Here is a 22,703-nt window from a genome sequence, read left to right as displayed (position 1 = left end):
TCCCTTCGTAACGTCTCCCTGCCATACTCCCTCATCCGCAGCCGCACGTCACAACCCCGGGCGGCACGCATCGCGCGCACCGCCCGATCCCGGCGTTATTTGCGCAGGTCGGGAGCTGTGGCGGCGCCCACGATCAGGCCGTCGAGCGCCCGGTCCACCCTTACCGTCTGCCCGTCGGCGACCTCCCCCGACAGCAGGGCGCGGGCCAGCGGGTCGCCGATGGCGGTCTGCACCAGGCGGCGCAGCGGCCGGGCGCCGTAGGCCGGGTCGTTCCCCTCGTCGGCGAGCCAGTCGAGGGCCGCGTCGGTGATGTCGAGGGTGAGCCTGCGGTCCCGCAGCCGGGCGGCGAGCCGGTCGGTCTGCAGCCGGGCGATCCGGCGCAGCTCGTCCTTGGACAGCGCGTCGAAGACCACGATGTCGTCGAGCCGGTTGAGGAATTCCGGCTTGAAGGAGGCGCGGACCGTGCTCAGCACGTGCTCGCGCTTCTGATCGCCGCTCAAGGCCGGGTCGATGAGGTACTGGCTGCCGAGGTTCGAGGTCAGGATGAGGATGGCGTTGCGGAAGTCGACGGTGCGGCCCTGGCCGTCGGTGAGCCGGCCGTCGTCGAGCACCTGGAGCAGCACGTCGAAGACCTCGGGGTGCGCCTTCTCGACCTCGTCGAGCAGGATCACGCTGTACGGGCGGCGGCGCACCGCCTCGGTGAGCTGGCCGCCCTCCTCGTAGCCGACGTAGCCGGGAGGGGCGCCGACCAGCCGGGCGACGGAGTGCTTCTCGCCGTACTCGCTCATGTCGATGCGGACCATGGCCCGCTCGTCGTCGAAGAGGAAGTCGGCCAGCGCCTTGGCCAGCTCGGTCTTGCCGACACCGGTCGGGCCGAGGAAGAGGAAGGAGCCGGTCGGGCGGTCGGGGTCGGCGATGCCGGAGCGGGAGCGGCGCACCGCGTCGGAGACCGCGCGGACCGCCTCGGTCTGGCCGATCAGCCGGCGGCCCAGCTCGTCCTCCATCCGCAGCAGCTTCTGCGTCTCGCCCTCCAGCAGCCGGCCGGCCGGGATGCCGGTCCAGGCGGCGACGACGTCGGCGATGTCGTCGGGGCCGACCTCCTCCTTGACCATGTTCGTCGAGGGGCCCTGCGCCGCGGCCTCCTCCTCCTCGCGGGTGGCCTCCTCGAGCTCGGCCTCCAGCTTGGGCTTCTCGGCGTAGAGCAGCTTGGAGGCGGTCTCGAAGTCGCCGTCGCGCTGGGCGCGCTCGATGCGGGTCCCGATGTCGTCGAGCCGCTCCTTGAGCTCGCCGACCCGGTTGAGCCCCTGCTTCTCCTTCTCCCAGCGGGCGGTCAGGCCCCGCAGCTCCTCCTCGCGGTCGGCGAGGTCCTTGCGGAGCTTGTCGAGTCGCTGCACGGAGGCGGGGTCCGTCTCGTTCTTGAGCGCCATCTCCTCCATCCGCAGCCGGTCGACGGAGCGCTGGAGCTCGTCGATCTCGACCGGCGAGGAGTCGATCTCCATCCGCAGCCGGGACGCCGACTCGTCCACCAGGTCGATGGCCTTGTCGGGCAGGAAGCGCGAGGTGATGTAGCGGTCGGACAGGGTCGCGGCGGCGACCAGCGCGGAGTCCGCGATCTGGACCTTGTGGTGCGCCTCGTAGCGGCCCTTGAGTCCGCGCAGGATCGCGACGGTGTCCTCGACGGTCGGCTCGGCGACCAGCACCTGCTGGAAGCGGCGTTCGAGGGCCGGGTCCTTCTCGATCCGCTCGCGGTATTCGTCCAGCGTGGTCGCGCCGACCATCCGCAGCTCGCCGCGGGCCAGCATCGGCTTGAGCATGTTGCCCGCGTCCATGGCGGAGTCGCCGCCGGCGCCCGCGCCGACGACGGTGTGCAGCTCGTCGATGAAGGTGATGACGCGGCCGTCGCTGTCCTTGATCTCGGCGAGCACCGCCTTGAGCCGCTCCTCGAACTCGCCGCGGTACTTCGCACCCGCGACCATCGCGCCGAGGTCGAGCGAGACCAGCCGCTTGTTGCGCAGCGACTCGGGCACGTCGCCCTTGACGATGCGCTGGGCCAGGCCCTCGACCACGGCGGTCTTGCCGACACCCGGCTCGCCGATGAGGACCGGGTTGTTCTTGGTGCGGCGGGAGAGGACCTGGACGACCCGGCGGATCTCCTGGTCGCGGCCGATCACCGGGTCGAGCCTGCCCTCGCGGGCCGCCGCGGTGAAGTCGGTGCCGTACTTCTCCAGCGCCTTGTAGGTGCCCTCGGGATCCTGGCTGGTCACGCGCTGCCCTCCACGGGCGGTCTCGAAGGCGGTCAGCAGCTGCTTGCCGCCGGCCCCCTGACGGGTGAGCAGCTCGCCGGCCTGGCCGCCCTTGACGGCGATCCCGATCAGCAGGTGCTCGGTGGAAAGGTACGCGTCCCCCAGCTCCTTGGCCCGCTCCGCGGCGTCCGCGATGACCGCGAGCAGGTCGCGGTTGGCCTGCGGCGGCGCCACGGTGGAGCCCTGCACCTTCGGCAGCGCCTTCACCAGGCCGGCGGCCTGGTCGGAGACCGCGGCGGGGTCGGCGCCGACCGCCGTGAGCAGGTCGAGCACGTTCTCGTTGTCCGCGCCGCTCAGCAGGGCGAGCAGCAGGTGCGCGGGCGTCAGGTCGGGGTTGCCCTCGGAGACCGCGCGGGTGTTGGCGGCGTTGAGCGCTTCCCGGCTCTTGTTGGTCAGCTCGGCGTCCACGGGGCCAGGTCCTCCTCAAGGTGCTGTCGTCGGTCCATTGTGCTGTCCGCGACTGGCGTTGCGCAGCACGTTGCATGACTACTTGCGTAAAGGAACATGAACGATATTGAGTCTATTCCACTCAACTTCGGCTTGGCACCCCCGACACGGCCGTACGCCCCCGCACCGGCCGCCTTCCCCGCCGGGGTTACCGTCACGGCATGGCACCACGCGATCCGCGCGCCCCCGAGGCCGGCTACCTCGCCTTCTGGCGCGAACACCACCTGTGCACCCTGACCACACTCCGTCCTGACGGCTCCCCGCACGTCGTGCCGGTCGGCGTCACCTACGACCCGGAGGCCGGCCTCGCACGGGTCATCACCAACACGGCGAGCGCCAAGGCCGCGCACGTACGCGCCGCGGGCCCCGGCGGCGCGCGGGTCGCGGTCTGCCAGGTCGACCGCCGCCGCTGGGCGACCCTCGAAGGCCTGGCCACGGTCTCGGAGGACCCGGCCCGCATCGCCGACGCCGTGTCCCGCTACGCCGAGCGCTACAGCCGCACCCCCGCGCCCAACCCGCGCCGCGTCGTCATCGAGATCGCCCTCACCCGCGCGATGGGCAACGCCTGAAACGCCTCCGCCCCGCCCCGCGCGAAGGGCACGGGGCGGGGCGGAAAGGCCGGCCGGGGCGGACGGCCCCGGCTCAGGAGCCGTCGCGCCTGGGACGCCACACCACCAGCGCGCTGGTGTGCTGCACATCCTGATACGGCACCAGGTCGCGGCGGTAGGACGCGTGCACCGCCGCCTCCCGCTGCTGGATGACCGCGGCTGCGCCCTCCACCGCCGCGGTGAGCTCAGCCACCCGCGACTGCAACGCGGCGACCTGGTTCTCCAGTTCGATGATCCGCTTGATGCCGGCGAGGTTGATGCCGTCGTCCTGCGAGAGCCGCTGCACCTCGCGCAGCTGCTCGATGTCGCGGGCCGAGTAGCGGCGGCCGCGCCCGGCCGTGCGGTCGGGCGAGACCAGGCCGAGGCGGTCGTACTGCCGCAGGGTCTGCGGGTGCAGGCCCGACAGCTCCGCCGCCACCGAGATGACGTAGACCGGGGACTCCTCGGTCAGCTGGTACGGGTTGCGCGCGCGGGGACCACCGGGGCCGCGGGGGCCAGGTCCCATACCGTCCATCCGGCCGTCGACGCTCATCCGTTCACGCTCCCTTTGCCGCCTTGAACAGCTCGGCCCGCGGGTCGGCGTCCGAGGTCGCCTCCCGGTAGGCCTCCAGCGCGTCCAGCGCCTTGCCCTCGGTCTTCTCCGGCACCGCCACCTCGACGGTGACGAGCAGGTCGCCCCGCGAACCGTCCTTGCGCACCGCACCCTTGCCGCGGGCCCGCAGCGTACGCCCGTTCGGGGTGCCGGGGGGGAGCTTGAGGGTGACCGGCGGGCCGCCCAGGGTCGGCACCTTGACCTCGCCGCCCAGCGCCGCCTCCGCGAAGCTGACCGGCACGGTCACCGTGAGGTTGGCGTCCTTGCGGCCGAAGACCGGGTGCTTCCCCACGTGCACGACGACGTAGAGGTCGCCCGCGGGTCCGCCGCGCTCGCCCGGCGCGCCCTTGCCGCGCAGCCTGATCCGCTGCCCGTCGGTCACCCCGGCGGGAATGCGGACCTGCATGGTGCGCGAGCTCTTCGCCCGCCCGCTGCCATGGCAGACCTCGCAGGGGGTCTCCGCGATCAGGCCGCGGCCCTTGCAGTCCACGCACGGGTCGGTGAGCGAGAAGCCGCCACCGCCGCCCCTGGAGACCTGCCCGGTGCCGACGCAGGTCGGGCACACCCGCGGCGTGCCGTTCTTGTCGCCGGTGCCCGAGCACGCCTTGCAGGGCGCCTGCGAGGACATCCGCAGCGGCACCGTGGCGCCGTCGACGGCCTCGGTGAAGCTCAGCGTGACCTCGGACTCGATGTCCTGGCCGCGCCTGGGCTGCACCCTGGTGCCGCCGCCGCGGTTGAACAGGCCGCCGAAGACGTCGCCGAGACCGCCGCCGAAGCCGCCGCCCTGGCCGCCGGTCGTGGTGGTGCCGCCCGGCCCGCCCTGGGCGCCCCCGAAGAGGTCGCCCAGGTCGAAGTTGAAGCCGCCGGTGCCGCCCGCGCCAGGACCGGGGCGGAAGCCGCCGTTCCCGAACAGCGCGCGGCCCTCGTCGTACTCCTTGCGCCGCTTGGCGTCGGAGAGGACGTCGTTGGCCTCGGAGATCTCCTTGAAGCGCTCCTCGGCCTTGGCGTCGCCCTTGTTGGCGTCCGGGTGGAACTCCCGGGCCAGCTTCCGGTACGCCTTCTTGATCTCGGCTTCCGTGGCGTCCTTGGGTACGCCGAGGACCTTGTACAGGTCCTTTTCCAGCAGGTCCCTACTGATGCTCATCCCCGGCGTCCCTCCTCTCCGCTCTCGTCACACCGTCAGCCCTGGTCCGGGCCACCGGTCTCCTCGTCGTCCGCCGTCTCCGCCGCCACGTCGGGGTCGTCCGCCGCGTCGTCGCCCTTGCCGGCCCCCGGCTGGGGCTCGGCGACCGCGACCCTGGCGGGCCGCAGATTGCGCTCTCCCAGGCGGTACCCGGGCTGGAGGATCTGCACGCATGTGGTCTGCGTGACATCCGGCGAGTAACTGTGCATCAGGGCCTCGTGCACCAGCGGGTCGAAGGGCTCGCCCTCCTTGCCGAACTGCTGCAGCCCCAGCTTCGCCGCCACCGTCTCCAGCGACTCGGCGACCGACTTGAAGCCGCCGACGAGCTCGCCGTGCTCCCGCGCCCGGCCGATGTCGTCGAGCACCGGGAGCAGCTCCGTGAGGAGGTTGGCGACCGCGATCTCCTTGACGGCGATCCGGTCCCGCTCCACCCGGCGGCGGTAGTTCTGGTATTCGGCCTGGAGCCGCTGGAGGTCCGCGGTGCGCTCGCTGAGCGCGGTGCGCACCTGGTCCAGCTGAGCCCGCAGGGCCGTCAGCTCCTTGGCGTCCCCGCCGCCGGCCCCCGGGGCCGCCTCATCGGCGGCTCCGGCGTCCTTGGCGGCGTCCGGCTGCTTGTCGCTGGCCTCGGAAGGGACGTCGGGCTCCGGCTCGAAGCCCTTCGGCTCCTCCGTCACGCGGCACCGTCCCTCTTGTTGTTCTCGTCGTCGACGATCTCGGCGTCCACGACGTCGTCGTCGGCGGGACCTGCCTGGTCGGCACCGGGCTCACCCGGGCCCGCCTGGGCGCCGGCGGCGGCGCCGTCCGAGTTGGCGTACAGCGCCTGGCCGAGCTTCTGGCTGGTGGCCGCGACCTTCTCGGTGGCCTCGCGGATCGCCGCGGTGTTCTCACCGTCGGTCGACTCGTTCTTCAGCTTCTCCTTGAGGTCCGCGATGGCGGCCTCGACCTCGGACTTCACGTCCTCGGGGAGCTTGTCCTTGTTGTCCGCGATGAACTTCTCGGTCTGGTAGGCCAGCTGCTCGCCCTGGTTGCGGGTCTCGGCGGCCTCGCGGCGCTTGTGGTCCTCGTCCGCGTACTGCTCGGCCTCCTGGCGCATCCGGTCGACCTCGTCCTTGGGCAGCGAGGAGCCGCCGGTGACGGTCATCCGCTGCTCCTTGCCGGTGCCGAGGTCCTTGGCGCCGACGTGCATGATGCCGTTCGCGTCGATGTCGAAGGTGACCTCGATCTGCGGCATCCCGCGGGGGGCGGGCGGCAGGCCGGTCAGCTCGAACATCCCGAGCTTCTTGTTGTACGCGGCGATCTCGCGCTCGCCCTGGTAGACCTGGATCTGGACCGACGGCTGGTTGTCCTCCGCCGTGGTGAAGATCTCCGAGCGCTTGGTCGGGATGGTCGTGTTGCGCTCGATCAGCTTGGTCATGATGCCGCCCTTGGTCTCGATACCGAGGGACAGCGGGGTGACGTCGAGCAGCAGGACGTCCTTGACCTCGCCCTTGAGCACACCGGCCTGCAGGGACGCGCCGATGGCGACGACCTCGTCCGGGTTGACGCCCTTGTTGGCGTCCTTGCCGCCGGTCAGCTCGCGCACCAGCTCGGCCACGGCCGGCATGCGGGTGGAGCCGCCGACCAGGACCACGTGGTCGATCTCGGACAGCTGGATGCCGGCGTCCTTGATGACGTTGTGGAACGGGGTCTTGCAGCGCTCCAGCAGGTCGCTGGTCAGCTGCTGGAACTGCGCCCTGGTGAGCTTCTCGTCCAGGTGCAGCGGGCCCTCGGCGGACGCGGTGATGTAGGGCAGGTTGATCGAGGTCTCGGTGGACGAGGACAGCTCGATCTTGGCCTTCTCCGCCGCCTCGCGGAGCCGCTGGAGCGCCATCTTGTCGCGGCCGAGGTCCACACCGTGGCCGGACTGGAACTGCTTGACCAGGTAGTCCACGACACGCTGGTCCCAGTCGTCGCCACCGAGGTGGTTGTCGCCGTTGGTGGCCTTCACCTCGACGACGCCGTCGCCGATCTCCAGCAGGGACACGTCGAAGGTGCCGCCGCCGAGGTCGAAGACGAGGATGGTCTGGTCGTCCTTGTCGAGGCCGTACGCCAGCGCCGCCGCGGTCGGCTCGTTCACGATCCGCAGCACGTTCAGGCCGGCGATCTCGCCGGCCTCCTTGGTCGCCTGGCGCTCGGAGTCGTTGAAGTACGCGGGGACGGTGATCACCGCGTCGGTGACCTTCTCGCCCAGGTACGACTCCGCGTCCCGCTTGAGCTTCTGCAGGATGAAGGCGCTCATCTGCTGCGGGTTGAAGTCCTTGCCGTCCAGGTTGATCTTCCAGTCGGTGCCCATGTGGCGCTTGACCGACCGGACGGTCCTGTCGACGTTGGTGACAGCCTGGCGCTTGGCCACCTCGCCGACCAGCACCTCGCCGTTCTTGGCGAAGGCGACGACGGACGGCGTGGTCCTGGCGCCCTCTGCGTTGGTGATGACGGTGGGCTCGCCGCCTTCGAGAACGCTGACGACGGAATTAGTCGTGCCCAGGTCGATGCCGACCGCACGTGCCATGGTGAAATCCTCCTGCTGACTTGAGTGGAACTGACTCAAGGGTGCCTGAGTGATTTTCTTCTGTCAACAGAGGTGAGTCGAGGCGACTCAACTTAGCGGCGCGGGCCCCGCGCACCTGGGGTTAGGGGTCCGGGGCCGGCCGCAGCGGCCGGTCCGCCCGCAGCGCCGCGAACAGGCGGTCGGCGGCGGTCCTGCGCAGCACGTCGCCCGCGCCCGGCGCCGTGGGGAGCGTGACCAGGGTCACCCGGTCGGCGGGCAGCCTGCGCAGGGTGCCGGCCAGCCCGTAGAGCGCGGGCAGCGAGCTGAGGCCGGGATCCGCGGTGATCGCCGAGGTCGCGCTGTCCAGCAGCCCGAAAAGCCGCGCCGGGTGCGCGAGCGACCCGCCGCCCCTCGCCGCGCCCGACAGCGCCCGCAGCAGGTCCCCGCGCGGGTCGCCGGGCCCGTCCCCCGAGCCGCCGCCGACCGCGTCGGCGATCCGGCCGAAGCGCGGCACGTCCACCACCAGGTGGTGGTCCACCCGTACACCGGACAGCTGCTCGAAGGCCCGGATGGAGCAGGCCGCGCCGCCGGCGCGGAAGGCCGCGGCGAAGGGCTCGTAGGCGGCCGGGGCCGTACCGCCGCCCGGCCGGTGGCAGCCGGGGACGCCGACCCGCAGGCCGCGCGGCACGCCGACCGCGGTGGCCCGCGTGCGGTCGGCCGACAGGTGCAGCAGGACGGCGGCGTCCGCCTCCGCGCCCGGCTCCTCTCCCGCCGCGCCATCCGCGCCATCCGCACCCATCACCAGGATGTTCCACGCCTGCGGCACCAGGGCGGGCGGCCGCTGGGCCGCGTAGCCGGCGAGCACCTGCTCGGCGGCCTTGTCGGTCGTGATGTTCGCGCTGAATTTGCGGTAGGAGGCGAGGCACAGCCCGGCGGTGAGCACCAGGAGGAGGCCGGCGCCGACGGCCGTCCAGCGCAGCACCGCGCGCATGCCGGATCTCCTCCCGCTCCTCGTCCCGCCCGACGTCCCGCCATGTCCCTTGCGGCCGTGTCCCTTGCGGCCGTCGATGCCGTCCTCATCCATGTGTGTCACGGCCGCCCGGGTTTCAATCGGATCGGCGTGGCATACATGGCGCATGTGCGGCATACATGGCGCATGTGCGGCGCGCGACACAGATCACCAGCGGTGCGGCTTTATGGCCTCCCCGATCCCGGGTAATCTCGTCCAGGACCGAAATAAGTTACCGCTTAGTAGACCCAGTCCCCGTTCACCGTGCGCAGGCCCGAGGAGCCCACATGCAACTCGCCGCGATCATCGTGTCGCTGGTCCTCACCGCGGTCGGCGTCGCGCTCATCGGCCTCGCCATCGCGCAGATCTACCGGTTCGTCCGCCTGGGCCAGTCCGTACCGGCCGGCAGCCGTACGAACGACCCCGCGGCGCGTACGACGACCCTCCTGCGGGAGTTCGTCGGCCACACCCGGATGAACAAGTGGGGCGTGGTCGGCGTCGCCCACTGGTTCGTCGCGGTCGGCTTCCTGACCCTGGTGCTGACCGTCGTCAACGCCTACGGCCAGCTGTTCAAGGCCGACTGGCTCCTGCCGTGGATCGGCGACTGGCTGCCCTACGAGCTGTACACCGAGTTCATCGCCACCTTCACCACGCTCGGCATCATCACGCTGATCGTCATCCGGCTGCTGAACCTGCCCTCCCGGGCCGGCCGCAAGTCCCGCTTCGCCGGCTCGACCGCATGGCAGGCGTACTTCGTGGAGTACGTCGTCCTGGTCATCGGCCTGGCGATCATGACGCTGCGCGGTCTCGAAGGCGCCCTGCACGGCGCCGACCACTACCAGGCCGCCTACTTCGCCTCGTACCCGCTGGTCGCCGCCTTCCGCGGGCTGAGCACCGAGACGCTCCAGAACACCGTCTACGCCACGGCCATGTTCAAGCTGGCCGTCACCATGATCTGGGCCATCGTGCTCGGCCTGAACACCACCATGAGCGTGGCCTGGCACCGCTTCCTGGCCTTCCCGAACATCTGGTTCAAGCGCAACGCGCACGGCCCGGTCGCGCTCGGCGCCCTCCAGCCGATGACCAGCAACGGTGTGCCGATCGACTTCGAGGACCCCGGGGAGGACGACGTCTTCGGCGTCTCCCAGGTCGAGCAGTTCTCCTGGAAGGGCATCCTCGACTTCTCCACCTGCACCGAGTGCGGCCGCTGCCAGTCGCAGTGCCCCGCGTGGAACACCGGCAAGCCGCTGTCCCCCAAGCTGCTGATCATGTCGCTGCGCGACCACGTCCACGCCAAGGCGCCCTACCTGCTGGCCGGCGGCGGCAAGAACGCCGAGGGCGAGGAGCAGGGCACCCCCGAGCAGCTGGCCGGCGTCCCCGCCGCCGCGCTCGCCGAGGCCGAGCGCCCGCTGATCGGCACCGCCGAGGAGAACGGCGTCATCGACCCCGACGTCCTGTGGTCCTGCACGACCTGCGGCGCCTGCGTCGAGCAGTGCCCGGTCGACATCGAGCACATCGACCACATCGTCGACATGCGCCGCTACCAGGTGATGATCGAGTCGTCCTTCCCGTCCGAGGCGGGCACGATGCTCAAGAACCTGGAGAAGAAGGGCAACCCCTGGGGCCTGCCCAAGAAGCAGCGGCTGGCCTGGGTCAAGGAGGTCGACTTCGAGGTCCCGGTCGTCGGCGAGGACATCGAGGACCTGACCGGCGTCGAGTACCTGTACTGGGTCGGCTGCGCCGGCTCGCTCGAGGACCGGGCCAAGAAGACCACCAAGGCCTTCGCGGAACTGCTGCACATCGCAGGCGTCGACTTCGCCATCATGGGCGGCGAGGAGAACTGCACCGGCGACTCGCCCCGCCGCCTGGGCAACGAATTCCTCTTCCAGCAGCTCGGCATGGAGAACGTCGCCATGCTCAACATGGCCTTCGGCGAGGAGCTCGACGACGACGGCAAGGTCGACCCCGCCACCCGCAAGCCGCGGGCCTCGAAGAAGATCGTCGCGACCTGCCCGCACTGCTTCAACACCATCGCCAACGAATACCCCCAGCTCGGCGGGGAGTACGAGGTCATCCACCACACCCAGCTGCTTCAGACCCTGGTCGACGAGGGCCGCCTGGTCCCCGTCACCCCGGTCGAGGGCCTGATCACCTACCACGACCCCTGCTACCTGGGCCGGCACAACAAGGTCTACACACCGCCGCGCGAGATCATCGCCAAGGTGCCGGGCCTGCGCAGCGAGGAGATGCACCGCCACAAGGAGCGGGGCTTCTGCTGCGGCGCCGGCGGCGCCCGGATGTGGATGGAGGAGCGGATCGGCAAGCGCATCAACAACGAGCGGGTCGACGAAGCCCTCTCCCTCGACCCGGACATCGTCTCCACCGCCTGCCCGTTCTGCCTGGTCATGCTCACCGACTCCGTCAACGGCAAGAAGAACGAGGGCAAGGCCAAGGAGTCGCTCCAGGTCGTGGACGTCGCCCAGTTGCTGCTCGACTCGGTCCGCACGCCGTCCGTGGCGGTCGCCGCCGACTCGGCCTCGGGCGCGGGCGCCGCGACCGGCTGACACACCTCACCGCCGGGTACCCGGAGCGCTACCGCGCGTGTCACAGGTTGGCAGCAAAGCAGCGCTCCGGACCGGCCGCCCGGCCCCGCGACGCGCGGCAGCGGGTACGTTCGAAGCGTGGCTGGATTCGAGAACCGACGAGGACAGGACCCGAACGCACCGGGCGGCTATCCCCCTCCCCCCGGACCAGGGCCGTACGCACCCGCAGGCGAGCCCGAGTACTTCGCCCCGCCCGGCTACGACGACGCGCCCGGCCACACCCGGGCGTTCACCATGGGCGAGCCCGCGCACTTCGCCGACCCCTCGGACCCGTACGGGCAGGGCGGCGACAACGTGGCCACCTACCGCGCCGGCCAGACCACCGCCCCGCCGGCCGGTCCCCGGCTGCACTGGAAGCAGCTGCTCAGCGGGATCGCGCTGCGCCCCGGCCGCACCTTCTGGCAGATGCGCGACCACACGATGTGGCGCCCCGCGCTGATCGTGACCTTCCTCTACGGCCTGGTCGCCGTCTTCGGCTTCGACGCGGCCCGCAAGGACGTCCTCGACGCCACCCTGTCCGCCAGCGTCCCCTGGGTGATCACCACGGCCGTCGCCGTCACCCTGGGCGGCCTGACCCTCAGCGCGGTCACCAACACCCTCGCCCGCCAGCTCGGCGGCGACGGCGCCTGGGCGCCGACCATCGGCCTCGCCCTGCTGATCACGTCCCTCACCGACGCCCCCCGGCTCTTCTTCGCCCTCTTCCTGGGCGGCGCCAACAGCTTCGTCCAACTGCTGGGCTGGCTGACCTGGCTGGCGTGCGGGGTCCTGATGACGTCGATGGTCGGCAAGTCCCACGACCTGCCGTGGCACAAGGCGCTGGGCGCGTCGTCGATACAGCTGGTGGCGCTGCTGATGCTGTTCAAGCTGCCGCTGATCTGAGCCGGGGCCGCGCCGGTCCCGGCCTGGCCGTCGGGGCCGCCCGGAGGTCTCGCGCCCGGGGGTCTTGCGCCGGGGGGTCTTGCGCCCGGGGTCCCGCCCGGAGGCCTCGTGCCCGGAGGTCTTCCGCCTGAGGGGCAGGTCACCGGCGACCACGCAAGGAACGTACAAGACGCCGTCCCCGCGGGCCGCGCACGCTTGGCACATGACCACAGCTTTCGATACGAAGATCGCCGTGCTGCTGCGGGAGGACCTGGAGCCCTGGCAACGCCTGAACGTGACGGCCTTCCTGGTGAGCGGCCTGGGCACCCAGCTGCCCGAACTCATCGGCGAGCCCTACCAGGACGCCGACGGCACCCAGTACCTGCCGATGTTCCGCCAGCCCGTGCTGGTCTTCGAGGGCTCCAAGGACGTCCTGACCGCCGCCCACGCCCGGGCGCTGTCCCGCATGCTGCCCAGCGCCGTCTTCACCGCCGACCTGTTCGCCACCGGCAACGACACCGACAACCGGGCCGCCGTCCGCGCCGTCCCGACCGCAGGCCTCGACCTGGTGGGCCTGGCGGTCCACGGCCCGCGCAACGCCGTCGACAAGACACTCAAGGGCGCGCGTATGCACCCCTGAACGGCCCGCCCGGGTCCCCGGGTCAGACCTGGTGCCCGGCTCAGACCTGGGTGCGGTGGAAGTTCAGATACGACCTGGAAGCGGTCGGCCCGCGCTGCCCCTGGTAGCGCGAGCCGTACTGCTGCGAGCCGTAGGGGAACTCCGCGGGCGACGTCAGCCGGAAGAGGCACAGCTGCCCGATCTTCATCCCGGGCCACAGCTTGATGGGCAGCGTCGCCACGTTCGACAGCTCCAGCGTCACATGCCCGGAGAACCCCGGGTCGATGAACCCGGCCGTCGAATGCGTGAGCAGCCCGAGCCGCCCGAGGCTGGACTTCCCCTCGAGCCGCGAGGCCACATCGTCCGGCAGCGTGATGACCTCGTACGTCGAGGCCAGCACGAACTCACCCGGGTGCAGGATGAAGGCGTCGCCGCCCTCCGGCTCCACCAGGCGGGTCAGGTCAGGCTGCTCCACCGCCGGATCGATGTGCGGATACCGGTGGTTCTCGAACACCCGGAAGAACCGGTCCAAGCGCACGTCGATGCTCGACGGCTGCACCATCGACGGCTCGAACGGATCGACACGCACACGCCCGTTGTCGATTTCGGTCCGGATGTCCTTGTCTGAGAGAAGCACAGACCGACCCTAACGCCTAGGCGGTACCCGCCTGCGCCCGCCCGTACGGGACCCCGCTCACTTCTCCCCGCCGCCCGCGCCCTCACCCACGGGCACGGCATGCCGCAACCGCGCACACCTGGGACACCTCACCAGCCGTGCGGGCCCCAACCGCTGCGCCCCCAACTGCTGCAACGGAAAAGACCCGGTGGTGAAAACGTGACCCTCCGCGCAACGAACGACAGTGCGCTCCATGAAGCCCCTTTCCCCAACTCCGCGTGGCCGACAAACCCACACATTAGGGGATCCCTCGCCGCACCCCCACGCAGCCACACCGCCCCCAGAACCTACCCCTCACGACCGTCCCCCCGCACCCACCCGCCGCGTACGGTAGAGTGTCCCCGAAGCACTCCTCGGAGAGCTTTTTTCGCGGATGTAGTTTAATGGTAGAACATGAGCTTCCCAAGCTCAGAGCGCGGGTTCGATTCCCGTCATCCGCTCCATTGATAAGCCCCAGATCGAAGACCTGGGGCTGGTTTGTTGTCTGGACCAATTCGAGGGCCGCGTGCCATATCCGTGCCATTGGGCGGCGAATTGCGGGGCGCGAATGCACCCGGTGACCGCGGTTGACCGCTGGACGCCGAGGCCCTCTCGAATGGCGAGACGCATTTCCGGTGAGCCGCGTCACACAAGGTCGCGGAAAAGATCCCTTTCCATCCCTCTATGTCACCCCAAGGTGAAGCCGGAGTCCCGGCAATCACCGACCTGACCACGCGCCGGCCCGACGCCAGACGGGCCGTGGCACTGCCGTGCCATAAGAGCGCGTAACACGATCTTCAGTGGTGGGCGGGCGGTGCGAGTTTGCGTGTGGGCCTTGCCCTCGGAGGTCGGCGTGTCTGCTTTTATCGTGTCCGCGACGATCAACGGGCCGCTAGGCGCAACTCTCCGTTGGGCATGTAGTCGAGCACGACGGCGTCGAGGCTGCTTCCGATCGCCGGGAAGTCTTCCGGGCGCGGATGGTCCAGGCCGTCGGTGAGGTTCACGAAGTCGATGAAGGCCGGGATCTCAGGTGCGGGCGCAACCAACTCAACTTCTACGCCGAAGCGTCCTCGGTGTCCCGTCACTCGGCAGCGAACTGTCTGGGAGGGGCGGAGTTCGTTGTGGAGCCATCGCTGCGCGCTTTCAGTCACAGGTGGTCAGCGTAGGACCGATCAGCTGACTGCGCACGCTGTCGACTGAGCCTTCTCCAGCAGATGAGTCCGCACGCGAGGGAGACGAATGCGTCGTGGAGTTCAGTGCGGCGTTCCCTGCGGACCGCGAGGCGTTTGAACTGGTGCAGCAGGGCGAAGGTCTGCTCGACGACGTAGCGGAGTTTGCCCAGACCCTGGATGTTCGGGGCGCCTTTGCGGGAGATGACGGGCAGGATCCGCCGCTTGCGTAGCTCTCGACGGTTGGGGTTGGAGTCGTATCCTTTGTCGCCGAGCAGCGAGTCGGGGCGGCGGCGTGGACGCCCGGGTTGCCCGGTGATGGGTGGGATGCCGTCGACCAGGGCGAGGGTCTGGGTGACGTCGTTGACGTTGGCTGCGGTGGTGATGACCTTGAGCGGCGTGCCGCGTCCGTCGCAGATCAGGTGGTGTTTCCTGCCCGTCTTGCGCCGATCGACCGGCGACGGACCGGTATCGGCTCCCCCTTTTTCGCGCGGATGTGGGAGCCGTCCACGCAGGCCCGGGACCAGTCGCGTGCGCCGGCCGCGTTCAGCTCGGCGAGCAGGATGCGGTGCAGCTGGTCGAAAACTCCGGCCTGCTGCCAGCGGCCCAGGCGCCGCCAGCAGGTCTGTCCGGAGCCGAATCCCAGCTCCGGCGGTAGCCGTTGCGAGGCTATGTCGTTGTGGAGCACGTACAGGATGCCCTGCAGACACAACCCAGGTGCGCCGCGGACAGCCAGGGCCAGACCTGCGCACGCGGACGTGAGTCGCGGGAGAGCGAGCGAGCCCTCTGACCAGCAGGCACGCCAGCAGAGCCACCAGAGGCCTATGGAGGGACCAGATCACGGCGTTGGGGAGGAACGGCGGGGCGGCCTCTGAGGCGGCGGGCTGGAGGCCGAAGTCGAACTCCTGGTGTGCCAGGATCTGCTGGTGTGACAAGCGACCCTCTTGCCGGCCTGGACGATGTGCCCTGGGCTCAACTTCACCATTCCTACGGCAGAGCCGACGACGTCCCCGGACACCTTCGGGCGATGCAGGCGGGGGATTGGGAGGGCCAGTACCCGCCGAGTGCGCAGCTCGCGAACCACATCGTGCACCAAGGCACGCGATCGCAGGCTGCGCTGTACACCATTCCGTTTCTCGTGCGGATGGCGCTCGACCCCAGACTGGTCAACAGGCACCGATTCGTCGCACTGCTGGTCGCCATCGCGATCGGGCTGGACAACAACTACTTGCCCAACGGCTACGACCCTCGGGAAGACCGCGACTATCTGGAAAGCATGCGAGGTGAAGCCGACGATTGGGCTCGGTGGATCGCCGAAGCCACGGACGACGAGCAGCGCAAGCAGCGTGAGAAGAGCTGCGAGCAGGTGCTCATCGACGCCGAAGCGGTTGTGGCCTCCTACGACGCTGTTCGGGAAGCACTCCCCGCACTCGCCGTCCTACTGACCGCGGACAGCCCTGAGCTGCGCGCCAAAACGGCGAACCTGTTCGCGTGGTTCCCCGAGTCCGCGTCGACGTCGATTCCGCTGCTGAAGGGGTTCGTCGCCAATGAAGCCTCACCCGGCGCCGCGGCGACGGGCGTGGTCGCCCTCGGGCTACTCGGCGATCCTGCGGCCGTCCCGTTCGTCGAAAGCTACCTGGACGACCCCGTCGTCGAGCTTCGCTGGGCCTCCGCCTTCGCGCTGACGCGGCTCGGCATAGCCGATCCGGCCGTCGTCGACGTGCTGATCCAGGTTGTCGCCCGGCCGCCGGAGAAGACCGAGACGATGTCGTTCCTGAGCGGTTCCTACGGCAGCCTCGCGGTGATGGCCCTGGCTGAGACGTCCGAGGCCACGACGCTGCGAGCGGTGGAGGCCATGCTCGTCGGTCTGGCCGGCTGCACGGGCATCGAAAGGTATCACGACAGGTATTACACGGCTCACAGGCTGTTCACGCTGGTCTTTCCGGGCGAGCCCGCCGAAGCGCCGCAGGCCTTCGGAGACCTGAGCGACGTGCAGCAGCGGGTCGTGCGGTTCATCGCCGACCAGGACGCCGATGGCTGGCCCACCGGTGGAATGGACGCTCTACGCCGGTGGAAGGTGCCGACCGGGCGCTCCGACCTGCGTGTATACGTCGGGAATGTCTAGGCCGGCTGACAGGCCGACATCCGATGTCGGGCTCCGTGAGGCCGAACCGGCTGACGGGCGTTTGGGGTGGTGGCAGAGTCGCCGCCCAACGAGACCTCCCCGTGAGTGCGGGGAGCAGCCGTACGGCGTGACGATCAGGAACGCCAGGCCGGGTCCATCCCCGCGGGTGCGGGGAGCAGGTCACCGGCTGGCGGCCCGTCCCCCAGTGGGAGGGTCCATCCCTGCGGGTGCGGGGGCAGGTCGCCCCGGTCGCCACGGCCTGGCCCGGCCAGAGTCCATCCCCGCGGGTGCGGGGAGCAGTCTGGCTGACCTGCGCGTTTCTCACAGAGCCGACTCATTTTGAATCAGCTTCCAAGAAAGCCGCAAAACGGGCATGGAGCTCGTGAAGAAGCCTCGCCACGTTCCCAACGAACGGACTACGGCCGCCACACGGGACGGCGGGCCGGAGACTGAGACCGGGCGGACGCAGCGCCTTGACCGCTACTCCGCACCACTCCCGCACCAGGTCCAGCGGTACGCCACGGCCAGACGCGGGTACGCGGACGTGAGCCGCCGGATAGCGCACGAGCCGCCTGAACAGCAGGTACGCCCGCCGAGCACCAGTGATTCCCAAGCTCAGAGCGCGGGTTCGATTCCCGTCATCCGCTCCAAAAAGTAAATGCCCCAGGCCGATTGCCTGGGGCATTTCGTCATCCAGAATTAGGCTCACTGCTTAAATGCGATCGCGAGCGCTCTGCTACGGGTTGAAATCCCAGGGATTGGTCACCATAGCGCCGGTGCGCTCCAGATGCTTGATATTGCGACTGGCAACGGTCCAGCCGTTGGCCAGCGCAGTGGCGGCGATCAGGGCGTCCGGCGGGTCGATGCTGGTGCCGGCGGCCTTCAGCGCCTTGTGGACAGCAAGGTAGGCCGCGGCCTCCCGTTCGCCGATCGGCGCGATGCGGTCCCGGTACTCCAGCCGAGCTGTGGCGAGGACTTGGGCATACCTGGCTTGCCGAGCCGGGTCCGGGGTGGCCTCCACGCCAGCTTCGATCTCGGCCACGGTGATGACACTCAGATAGCGATTGGGCCGCGCGGTCGAACGGAGCCAGGCCACGACACGAGGGTCGGGCCGAAGACGCGTCGTGAGTTCCGCGACGACGTTAGTGTCGAGCAGGTAGATCACCGATCGCCCGCCTGGTCGTCGTCGTAGGACCGTTCGCCGAACTCCAGCCCTTCGAAGGGCTGGGACAGCAGGAACTCCTCGAAGCCGTCAGTGGCCAGCCGCACCCATCGGCTCAGCATCTCCGGCAGCGCCTCAAGCTCAGTGTCCGCAAGCTCCGCGTCGAAGTGCCGGGCCTGGTCATCCGGGAGGGACTCCCGGATGTCGCGGATGGTCCGCAACGGATGCGCCGTCGCCGCAGACCTGGACGAGCGCGGAACGCCGCCAGGTGCAGTGGTCATCTTCTTCCCCCTTCGCCCCACGTAGGCTGCCGTCTCATACCAGGTTAAGGGCACCGGTCACCTCCACGGGCAAGGAGTCGGCGCCGAAGCCTCCCGAGCCGCGAGTCGCCGCACCGCTACCGCACCAGTAGCAGCGGTACGCCAAGGCCAACCAGAGTCAGCGCGGACCTGCCCTGCCCTCCCCGCGGGAACGGCGGCAGCCACGTGAGCTGGACGGACGCGAACCAGGTACCCGTGATTCCCAAGCTCAGAGCGCGGGTTCGATTCCCGTCATCCGCTCCATCGATTCTTTGACCGTTGGCCTTGACATGCGAGCACGCCGTGAACGTACGGTCGGCGACGCGCGGCATGGTGTTCCCGCCGATCTTCATGAGTTGCACCGGTTGTGCGCCGGCGTCCGCCTCCACGTCGATGCGGACTATCCGTTCTGGCTGACAGGTCCCTCTGGCGTCGTGCCCGCAGGGCCGCTCTTGCTGACACCGGAGGTCGCGGAGCAGGTGGCCGTCGAGGATCCGGAAGACCTCACGAATTCCTGCTACGTGATCGCACAGGAATCGCCGGATGCCACAGGCGGCCAGCTGGTGGTTGTCGATCTGCACCCGCAACGCGTAGGGCGCTGCTATCTCACGGCATGGGACAGCTTCGGCCTGGTGGGCGAGATGCCCATCGTCGCCCTGTCGATGGGTGGGCTCCTGGGCTGGTTGCTGCGCCTCGGCGGAGGCAATCCGATGGACAACCTGCCGGACCTGGGCGATGCATACGACACCTTCCGGAGAAGGCCGGACTGATCACCGCCATCCCGGCCGGTCGAGGGAAGCCTCGGACAATGATCGAGCCCCGCCGGCCGCAGCCCAGTAGTGGTCACCCCGCGCCCCTCCCGTGCCAGGTCCAGCGCAAAGGGACCGCAGGACGGGGCTGAAGGGTTCGTCGAGGCGCCGACGCCGGGGTCCGCAGCCGGACCGGACAGTGGGCCACAGAGGCGCTACGGCCGGCCCACGGCCGCGACGTCGGCGTCGAGTTCCCCGGCCAGCACCTGGTCGTGGGTCTCGTCGGCGATCTGCCGGGCCTGCGCGTACCGGCGCAGCGCCGTGGCGGTGACGCCCTCGGCGGCGCCGACCCGGCCGAGTCCTTGCAGGGCCCTGGCCTCGCCCCGCCGGTCGCGCAGCTGCCGGGTCAGCTCCAGGCTCTTGTCGAACGACCGTGCCGCCGCGCTCAGTTCGCCGCCGTCGAGCTGGGCCTGTGCGAGGCCGCGCCAGGCGTAGGCCTCGGCCCGCCGATCCCCGAGCCGTCGGAACTCCTCCAGCGCCTCCTCGAACAGGGGCACCGCCTCGGCGACGCGCCGCTGGCCGCAACGGACGACCGCAAGGCTGCGCACGGCCTGGGCGGCGAGTCGGCCGTCACCTGCGGCCCGCAGCCGCTGGGCCGCGTCGCCCAGCCGCTGTGCGGCCACCTCCCACGCGCCCCGGTTCCGGTGGATGATGCCCTGGACCAGCATGACGGCGCCCACGCCGTGCTCGTCACCTGACGCCTCGTACCCGGCCAGCGCACCTTCGTAGGCGGCCAGCGCCTCGTCGGGCCGGCCCAGGTCGCGGTACAGCGCCCCGTTGTCGAACAGTGTGATCGACTCGGCCCATCGGTTGTGCGAGCGCCGGGCCGCGTCCAGGGCCAGGTCGACGGCCACCCCCCAGCCGTCCCAGAAGGCCAGCATTTCGAAGAAGGGCGCGGCGATGTGGGTCAGCTCCCATGTCGCGTCCCACAACTCCCGCTCGTGCGCGGCGCGTACGCACGCCACGACGTTCTGCCGCTCGGCGATGAACCAGGCGATCGGGTCGCGCAGCAGCTCGTCGCGGTGCTCGGCCTCGACTGCGTGGCGCGGGTGGGCGCTGGTCTTGCGCAGCTCGCCGGGCTGGAACCGGTCCTCCGCGAGGGCTGCGAGGGAGATGTACGCGCCCAGGAGCCGGCCGACCGCCGCCGCTGCGTCGGGTTCGGGCTGCTCACGGGCCAACGCACGCAGCAGATCGTGGAAGCGGTAGCGGGCGGAGCCCGTCTCGTCGGGGCCGATCGCGTCGAGCAGTTGCGCGGCCACCAGCGCGTCGAGGTGGCGCTCGGCCTCGCGCAGCGGAACGCCCATGAGCGCACCGAGCGGCCAGGCCGCGAAGTCGCTTCCGGGGAAGAGGCCGAGCAGCCGGAAGGCCCGCTGCTGCGCTTCCGGCAGGCCCCGGTGGCTGATCATGAAGGTGGAGCGGACATCGAGATCTCCGATCCCGAGCTGGTCGAGCCGGTCGCGCTCATCGGCGAGGCGGCCGGCGAACTCGGTCAGGCGCAGGTCGGGCCGCTCGGCCAGGCGCGCACCGGCGATGCGTACGGCCAGCGGCAGATACCCGCACAGCTCCGCCAGTCGCCGTGCGGTCGGCGGGTCGTCCGCCACCCGGTCCCTACCCGCGACCCGGCCCAGTAACTCGACCGCCTCGCCGGGCTCCAGCAGATCGAGCACGACGGTGTGAGCACCTTCGATGCTGCGCAGCTCGACGCGGCTGGTGACGATCACCCCGGCGCCCGGGCCGCCGGGCAGCAGTGGGCGCACCTGCCGGGGCCCGTTGGCGTTGTCGAGGACGATGAGCAGCCGGCGTCCGGCGGTGAGCGTACGGAAGAGCTGCTCGCGGTCGTACGGCGCGTCCGGGATGGCGCGCGGGTCCGTGCCCAGCGACCGCAGGAAGGTGCCGAGTATCTCGGCGGGTTCTGCGGGCAACGGGTCGTAGCCGCGCAGGTTCGCGAACAGCTGCCCGTCCGGGTAGTCGCCGACGAGGCGTTGCGCGGCCCGCACCGCGAGCGTCGTCTTGCCCAGGCCCCCCTTGCCCGCGACGGCGACGAGCGGCCCGGACGACTGCCCCGGTCCGCGCAGCACTCGGCGCAGCTCGGCGAGTTCGGTGACTCGGCCGGTGAAGTCGGCGATGTCCCTGGGCAGTTCGCGCGGTACTACGCCCCGTGGCGCGGCGGGCGTCACGGTGGCATCGGCCTGATACCAGGCGAACGCTCCGCCGCACAGCGCGGTCACTCCGGCGAACGCGTACTGCGCCGCGCCCACGTCGCCGACAACCTGCCAACCAGCGGCGACCGCGGCGAACGCCCCCACGGCGCCTGCCAGCCCCCAAAGCCCGCGCACCCCCCGAGAGTTCACGCCGCGCATGCTATCGAACCCGTATCCGGAACCACATGGGCAAGCACGGCACGAGCAGCTCGTGCTGCGCCCACCCATGATGTGCTGCTTGCCTTCGGTCGCCGATGAGTTCCGGTGTGCCGGACGGTCCAAGTCGGCACACCTGGCAAAGGGAGAACCCGATGGCCAAGACGCGCTTGTCCCCGACGACTCACCTCGCCCGTCGCATGTTCGGGCTCCTCGAGCCGATCTGCCTGGTCACCTTCTGCGCCGACGAGTCCAACGAGGAACTGACCGCGCTGGGCCACCGCAGCTACTGGGACGGATACTTCGCAAGCCGCGCCGCGCCACTGGGACGGGTGCCGGCCCGAGTCGTGCACGCGGCCTTCTACAACTTCGCCGAGGGGGAAGCCGCACGGCACATCCCCAGCGCCTGGGAAACGATCCCGCCCGAGGCCTCCGTCGCCGCCCGGGAGCGGGGCAGCGCGGCCTCCCTACGGCGCATCCTCGGCGAGGAACTGGCGGGCTCGCCCGGCCTGGTGCGCGCCGCGGACCTGACCACCAGGGCCGCGACGAGCGCCCCCACCGAAGGCCGGGTGATGTACGCCGGCATGCGCACCCTCGAGGTGCCCGGCGACCCCGTGGCCCGGCTGTGGCATTCCGCGACCATGCTGCGCGAGCACCGCGGCGACGGGCACATCGCCGCTCTCGTCGCCTCGCGCATCGGCGGCACCGAGGCCCACGTGCTGTCCGCCCTGGCGCAGGGCATCCACCCCCCGGAGTCCTTCGGACGCATCCATCACCTGCCGAAGGAGCGCCTGGCCGCGGTCATGGGCGGCCTGCGCGAACGCGGACTCATCGGCGCCGACGGTCACTTCACCGACGCCGGCCGCGCGACCACTCAGCGCATCGAGACCCTCACCGATGAACTCGCCGCCGCGCCCTACGACGCCCTGTCCCCCACGGAGCTCGACGAACTGATCGCCGTGCTCGAACCCATCAGCGCGACCCTGGTGGCCGCGGGCTCGCAATGACGCGCGGAAAGCATGGCAGCTCTCCGCGGATCGGAGAGGGCAAGGGCACCGACGGCCTTGCGGAGGCCGGGGACGCCACCGCCTCCCTGCCCACCCGGCCGACCCGATGGGCAGCGGACCACGCCGCGCAGCGTGTGACGACGACGCGGTCGGGCCGCGAACCCGCCTGCGGTAGCCCCCCGTTGAGGATTGGAGGTTGATTCCTGGGAAATGGCTGAAGTTTCCTTCGTCATCTCGCGTCCGCTCAGTGCAAACCCTCGCTGAGTAATCTCGATGGCGTGGTCGCCGCCTCGACATCGTGCAACCCCGGCGGCCACAAGGGCCTCGACGGTCTCCTCACCGTCGTGACCGTCACCCGGCCCACCGTCCTC

General features: G+C 70.3%; 20 protein-coding genes and 1 tRNA gene. 8 read left to right on the top strand and 13 right to left on the bottom strand.

Features of this window, described 5'->3' with window-relative positions:
* Positions 1 to 95 precede the first annotated feature (95 nt).
* Entirely contained in the window at positions 96 to 2,711 is a 2,616-nt protein-coding gene (gene clpB, locus ACGFMP_RS04410) for an ATP-dependent chaperone ClpB (RefSeq protein WP_393670171.1), read from the bottom strand.
* A 200-nt stretch (positions 2,712 to 2,911) separates the two neighbouring features.
* On the opposite strand from clpB, the gene ACGFMP_RS04405 reads away from it, so the two are divergent.
* Positions 2,912 to 3,319 (top strand): pyridoxamine 5'-phosphate oxidase family protein, encoded by a 408-nt coding sequence (locus ACGFMP_RS04405; protein ID WP_393670169.1) that lies wholly within the window; start codon positions 2,912 to 2,914, stop codon positions 3,317 to 3,319.
* A 73-nt stretch (positions 3,320 to 3,392) separates the two neighbouring features.
* On the opposite strand, the gene ACGFMP_RS04400 is transcribed toward ACGFMP_RS04405, so the two are convergent.
* The 5 genes from ACGFMP_RS04400 to ACGFMP_RS04380 form a co-directional block, all read right to left on the bottom strand.
* Positions 3,393 to 3,890 carry a heat shock protein transcriptional repressor HspR gene (locus tag ACGFMP_RS04400; RefSeq protein WP_393670168.1) on the bottom strand — a complete coding sequence of 166 codons (498 nt, stop codon included), beginning with the start codon at positions 3,888 to 3,890 and terminating at the stop codon, positions 3,393 to 3,395.
* Between the two features lie 4 nt (positions 3,891 to 3,894).
* Entirely contained in the window at positions 3,895 to 5,094 is a 1,200-nt protein-coding gene (gene dnaJ / locus ACGFMP_RS04395) for a molecular chaperone DnaJ (protein WP_393670166.1), read from the bottom strand.
* Between the two features lie 35 nt (positions 5,095 to 5,129).
* A complete protein-coding gene (gene grpE / locus ACGFMP_RS04390; RefSeq protein ID WP_393670164.1) occupies positions 5,130 to 5,807 on the bottom strand; it encodes a nucleotide exchange factor GrpE in 678 nt (225 codons plus the stop codon).
* Positions 5,804 to 7,681, bottom strand: coding sequence for a molecular chaperone DnaK (gene dnaK / locus ACGFMP_RS04385; RefSeq protein WP_393670163.1), 1,878 nt, complete (start codon positions 7,679 to 7,681; stop codon positions 5,804 to 5,806). The genes grpE and dnaK overlap by 4 nt, the downstream gene beginning before the upstream one ends.
* A gap of 121 nt (positions 7,682 to 7,802) precedes the next feature.
* A complete protein-coding gene (locus ACGFMP_RS04380) occupies positions 7,803 to 8,651 on the bottom strand; it encodes an LCP family protein (RefSeq protein WP_393670162.1) in 849 nt (282 codons plus the stop codon).
* A 305-nt stretch (positions 8,652 to 8,956) separates the two neighbouring features.
* On the opposite strand from ACGFMP_RS04380, the gene ACGFMP_RS04375 reads away from it, so the two are divergent.
* From ACGFMP_RS04375 to ACGFMP_RS04365, 3 genes are all read left to right on the top strand, one after another.
* The gene (locus ACGFMP_RS04375) at positions 8,957 to 11,233 is read left to right on the top strand and encodes a (Fe-S)-binding protein (RefSeq protein ID WP_393670161.1); all 2,277 of its coding nucleotides are present in this window, start codon (positions 8,957 to 8,959) and stop codon (positions 11,231 to 11,233) included.
* A gap of 117 nt (positions 11,234 to 11,350) precedes the next feature.
* Entirely contained in the window at positions 11,351 to 12,151 is an 801-nt protein-coding gene (locus ACGFMP_RS04370) for a Yip1 family protein (RefSeq protein WP_393670160.1), read from the top strand.
* A gap of 202 nt (positions 12,152 to 12,353) precedes the next feature.
* A complete protein-coding gene (locus tag ACGFMP_RS04365) occupies positions 12,354 to 12,770 on the top strand; it encodes a DUF2000 family protein (RefSeq protein ID WP_393670159.1) in 417 nt (138 codons plus the stop codon).
* 40 nt (positions 12,771 to 12,810) lie between these two features.
* Here the strand turns inward: ACGFMP_RS04365 and dcd are convergent, their stop codons facing one another.
* Positions 12,811 to 13,386 carry a dCTP deaminase gene (gene dcd / locus ACGFMP_RS04360; RefSeq protein WP_393670157.1) on the bottom strand — a complete coding sequence of 192 codons (576 nt, stop codon included), beginning with the start codon at positions 13,384 to 13,386 and terminating at the stop codon, positions 12,811 to 12,813.
* Positions 13,387 to 13,794: 408 nt separating this feature from the next.
* On the opposite strand from dcd, the gene ACGFMP_RS04355 reads away from it, so the two are divergent.
* Positions 13,795 to 13,868: transfer RNA gene (locus tag ACGFMP_RS04355), tRNA-Gly, on the top strand.
* 417 nt (positions 13,869 to 14,285) lie between these two features.
* Here the strand turns inward: ACGFMP_RS04355 and ACGFMP_RS04350 are convergent.
* Genes ACGFMP_RS04350 through ACGFMP_RS04340 form a run of 3 tightly spaced genes read right to left on the bottom strand, consistent with a single transcriptional unit; the run spans position 14,286 to position 15,285 of the window.
* Positions 14,286 to 14,555 carry a hypothetical protein gene (locus ACGFMP_RS04350; RefSeq protein ID WP_393670156.1) on the bottom strand — a complete coding sequence of 90 codons (270 nt, stop codon included), beginning with the start codon at positions 14,553 to 14,555 and terminating at the stop codon, positions 14,286 to 14,288.
* Entirely contained in the window at positions 14,552 to 15,088 is a 537-nt protein-coding gene (locus ACGFMP_RS04345) for an IS5 family transposase (RefSeq protein WP_393670332.1), read from the bottom strand. The genes ACGFMP_RS04350 and ACGFMP_RS04345 overlap by 4 nt, the downstream gene beginning before the upstream one ends.
* Positions 14,992 to 15,285, bottom strand: coding sequence for a transposase (locus tag ACGFMP_RS04340; RefSeq protein WP_393670155.1), 294 nt, complete (start codon positions 15,283 to 15,285; stop codon positions 14,992 to 14,994). Before ACGFMP_RS04340 ends, ACGFMP_RS04345 begins: the two co-directional genes overlap by 97 nt.
* A 216-nt stretch (positions 15,286 to 15,501) precedes the next feature.
* On the opposite strand from ACGFMP_RS04340, the gene ACGFMP_RS04335 reads away from it, so the two are divergent.
* Positions 15,502 to 16,698 (top strand): HEAT repeat domain-containing protein, encoded by a 1,197-nt coding sequence (locus tag ACGFMP_RS04335; protein WP_393670154.1) that lies wholly within the window; start codon positions 15,502 to 15,504, stop codon positions 16,696 to 16,698.
* A 736-nt stretch (positions 16,699 to 17,434) separates the two neighbouring features.
* On the opposite strand, the gene ACGFMP_RS04330 is transcribed toward ACGFMP_RS04335, so the two are convergent.
* Positions 17,435 to 17,863 (bottom strand): type II toxin-antitoxin system VapC family toxin, encoded by a 429-nt coding sequence (locus ACGFMP_RS04330; protein WP_393670153.1) that lies wholly within the window; start codon positions 17,861 to 17,863, stop codon positions 17,435 to 17,437.
* On the bottom strand, positions 17,860 to 18,141 hold the full coding sequence (locus ACGFMP_RS04325; RefSeq protein WP_393670152.1) for a hypothetical protein: 282 nt from the start codon (positions 18,139 to 18,141) through the stop codon (positions 17,860 to 17,862). Before ACGFMP_RS04325 ends, ACGFMP_RS04330 begins: the two co-directional genes overlap by 4 nt.
* A gap of 308 nt (positions 18,142 to 18,449) precedes the next feature.
* On the opposite strand from ACGFMP_RS04325, the gene ACGFMP_RS04320 reads away from it, so the two are divergent.
* The gene (locus ACGFMP_RS04320; protein WP_393670151.1) at positions 18,450 to 18,929 is read left to right on the top strand and encodes a hypothetical protein; all 480 of its coding nucleotides are present in this window, start codon (positions 18,450 to 18,452) and stop codon (positions 18,927 to 18,929) included.
* Between the two features lie 194 nt (positions 18,930 to 19,123).
* Here ACGFMP_RS04320 and ACGFMP_RS04315 read toward each other — a convergent pair whose 3' ends face one another.
* Positions 19,124 to 21,319: an ATP-binding protein gene (locus ACGFMP_RS04315; RefSeq protein ID WP_393670150.1), complete on the bottom strand. Its 2,196-nt coding sequence runs from the start codon at positions 21,317 to 21,319 to the stop codon at positions 19,124 to 19,126.
* 161 nt (positions 21,320 to 21,480) lie between these two features.
* Between ACGFMP_RS04315 and ACGFMP_RS04310 the strand changes: the two genes are divergently transcribed.
* Positions 21,481 to 22,332 (top strand): MarR family transcriptional regulator, encoded by an 852-nt coding sequence (locus ACGFMP_RS04310; RefSeq protein WP_393670149.1) that lies wholly within the window; start codon positions 21,481 to 21,483, stop codon positions 22,330 to 22,332.
* Positions 22,333 to 22,703: the final 371 nt, after the last annotated feature.

Origin of the sequence: Streptomyces sp. NPDC049040, from assembly GCF_043197715.1 — a bacterium.
GTDB lineage: Bacteria > Actinomycetota > Actinomycetes > Streptomycetales > Streptomycetaceae > Actinacidiphila.
Note: the sequence above shows the minus strand (reverse complement) of the source record. Positions and strands in the feature narration are given on the sequence as shown.

Excerpts from the sequence above, each read along its gene's own strand:
- ACGFMP_RS04405 (WP_393670169.1), top strand. The coding sequence starts at position 2,912 with ATGGCACCACGCGATCCGCGCGCCCCCGAGGCCGGCTACCTCGCCTTC.
- ACGFMP_RS04400 (WP_393670168.1), bottom strand. The coding sequence starts at position 3,890 with ATGAGCGTCGACGGCCGGATGGACGGTATGGGACCTGGCCCCCGCGGC.
- dnaJ (WP_393670166.1), bottom strand. The coding sequence starts at position 5,094 with ATGAGCATCAGTAGGGACCTGCTGGAAAAGGACCTGTACAAGGTCCTC.
- dnaK (WP_393670163.1), bottom strand. The coding sequence starts at position 7,681 with ATGGCACGTGCGGTCGGCATCGACCTGGGCACGACTAATTCCGTCGTC.
- ACGFMP_RS04380 (WP_393670162.1), bottom strand. The coding sequence starts at position 8,651 with ATGCGCGCGGTGCTGCGCTGGACGGCCGTCGGCGCCGGCCTCCTCCTG.
- ACGFMP_RS04375 (WP_393670161.1), top strand. The coding sequence starts at position 8,957 with ATGCAACTCGCCGCGATCATCGTGTCGCTGGTCCTCACCGCGGTCGGC.
- ACGFMP_RS04365 (WP_393670159.1), top strand. The coding sequence starts at position 12,354 with ATGACCACAGCTTTCGATACGAAGATCGCCGTGCTGCTGCGGGAGGAC.
- ACGFMP_RS04325 (WP_393670152.1), bottom strand. The coding sequence starts at position 18,141 with ATGACCACTGCACCTGGCGGCGTTCCGCGCTCGTCCAGGTCTGCGGCG.
- ACGFMP_RS04320 (WP_393670151.1), top strand. The coding sequence starts at position 18,450 with ATGCGAGCACGCCGTGAACGTACGGTCGGCGACGCGCGGCATGGTGTT.
- ACGFMP_RS04310 (WP_393670149.1), top strand. The coding sequence starts at position 21,481 with ATGGCCAAGACGCGCTTGTCCCCGACGACTCACCTCGCCCGTCGCATG.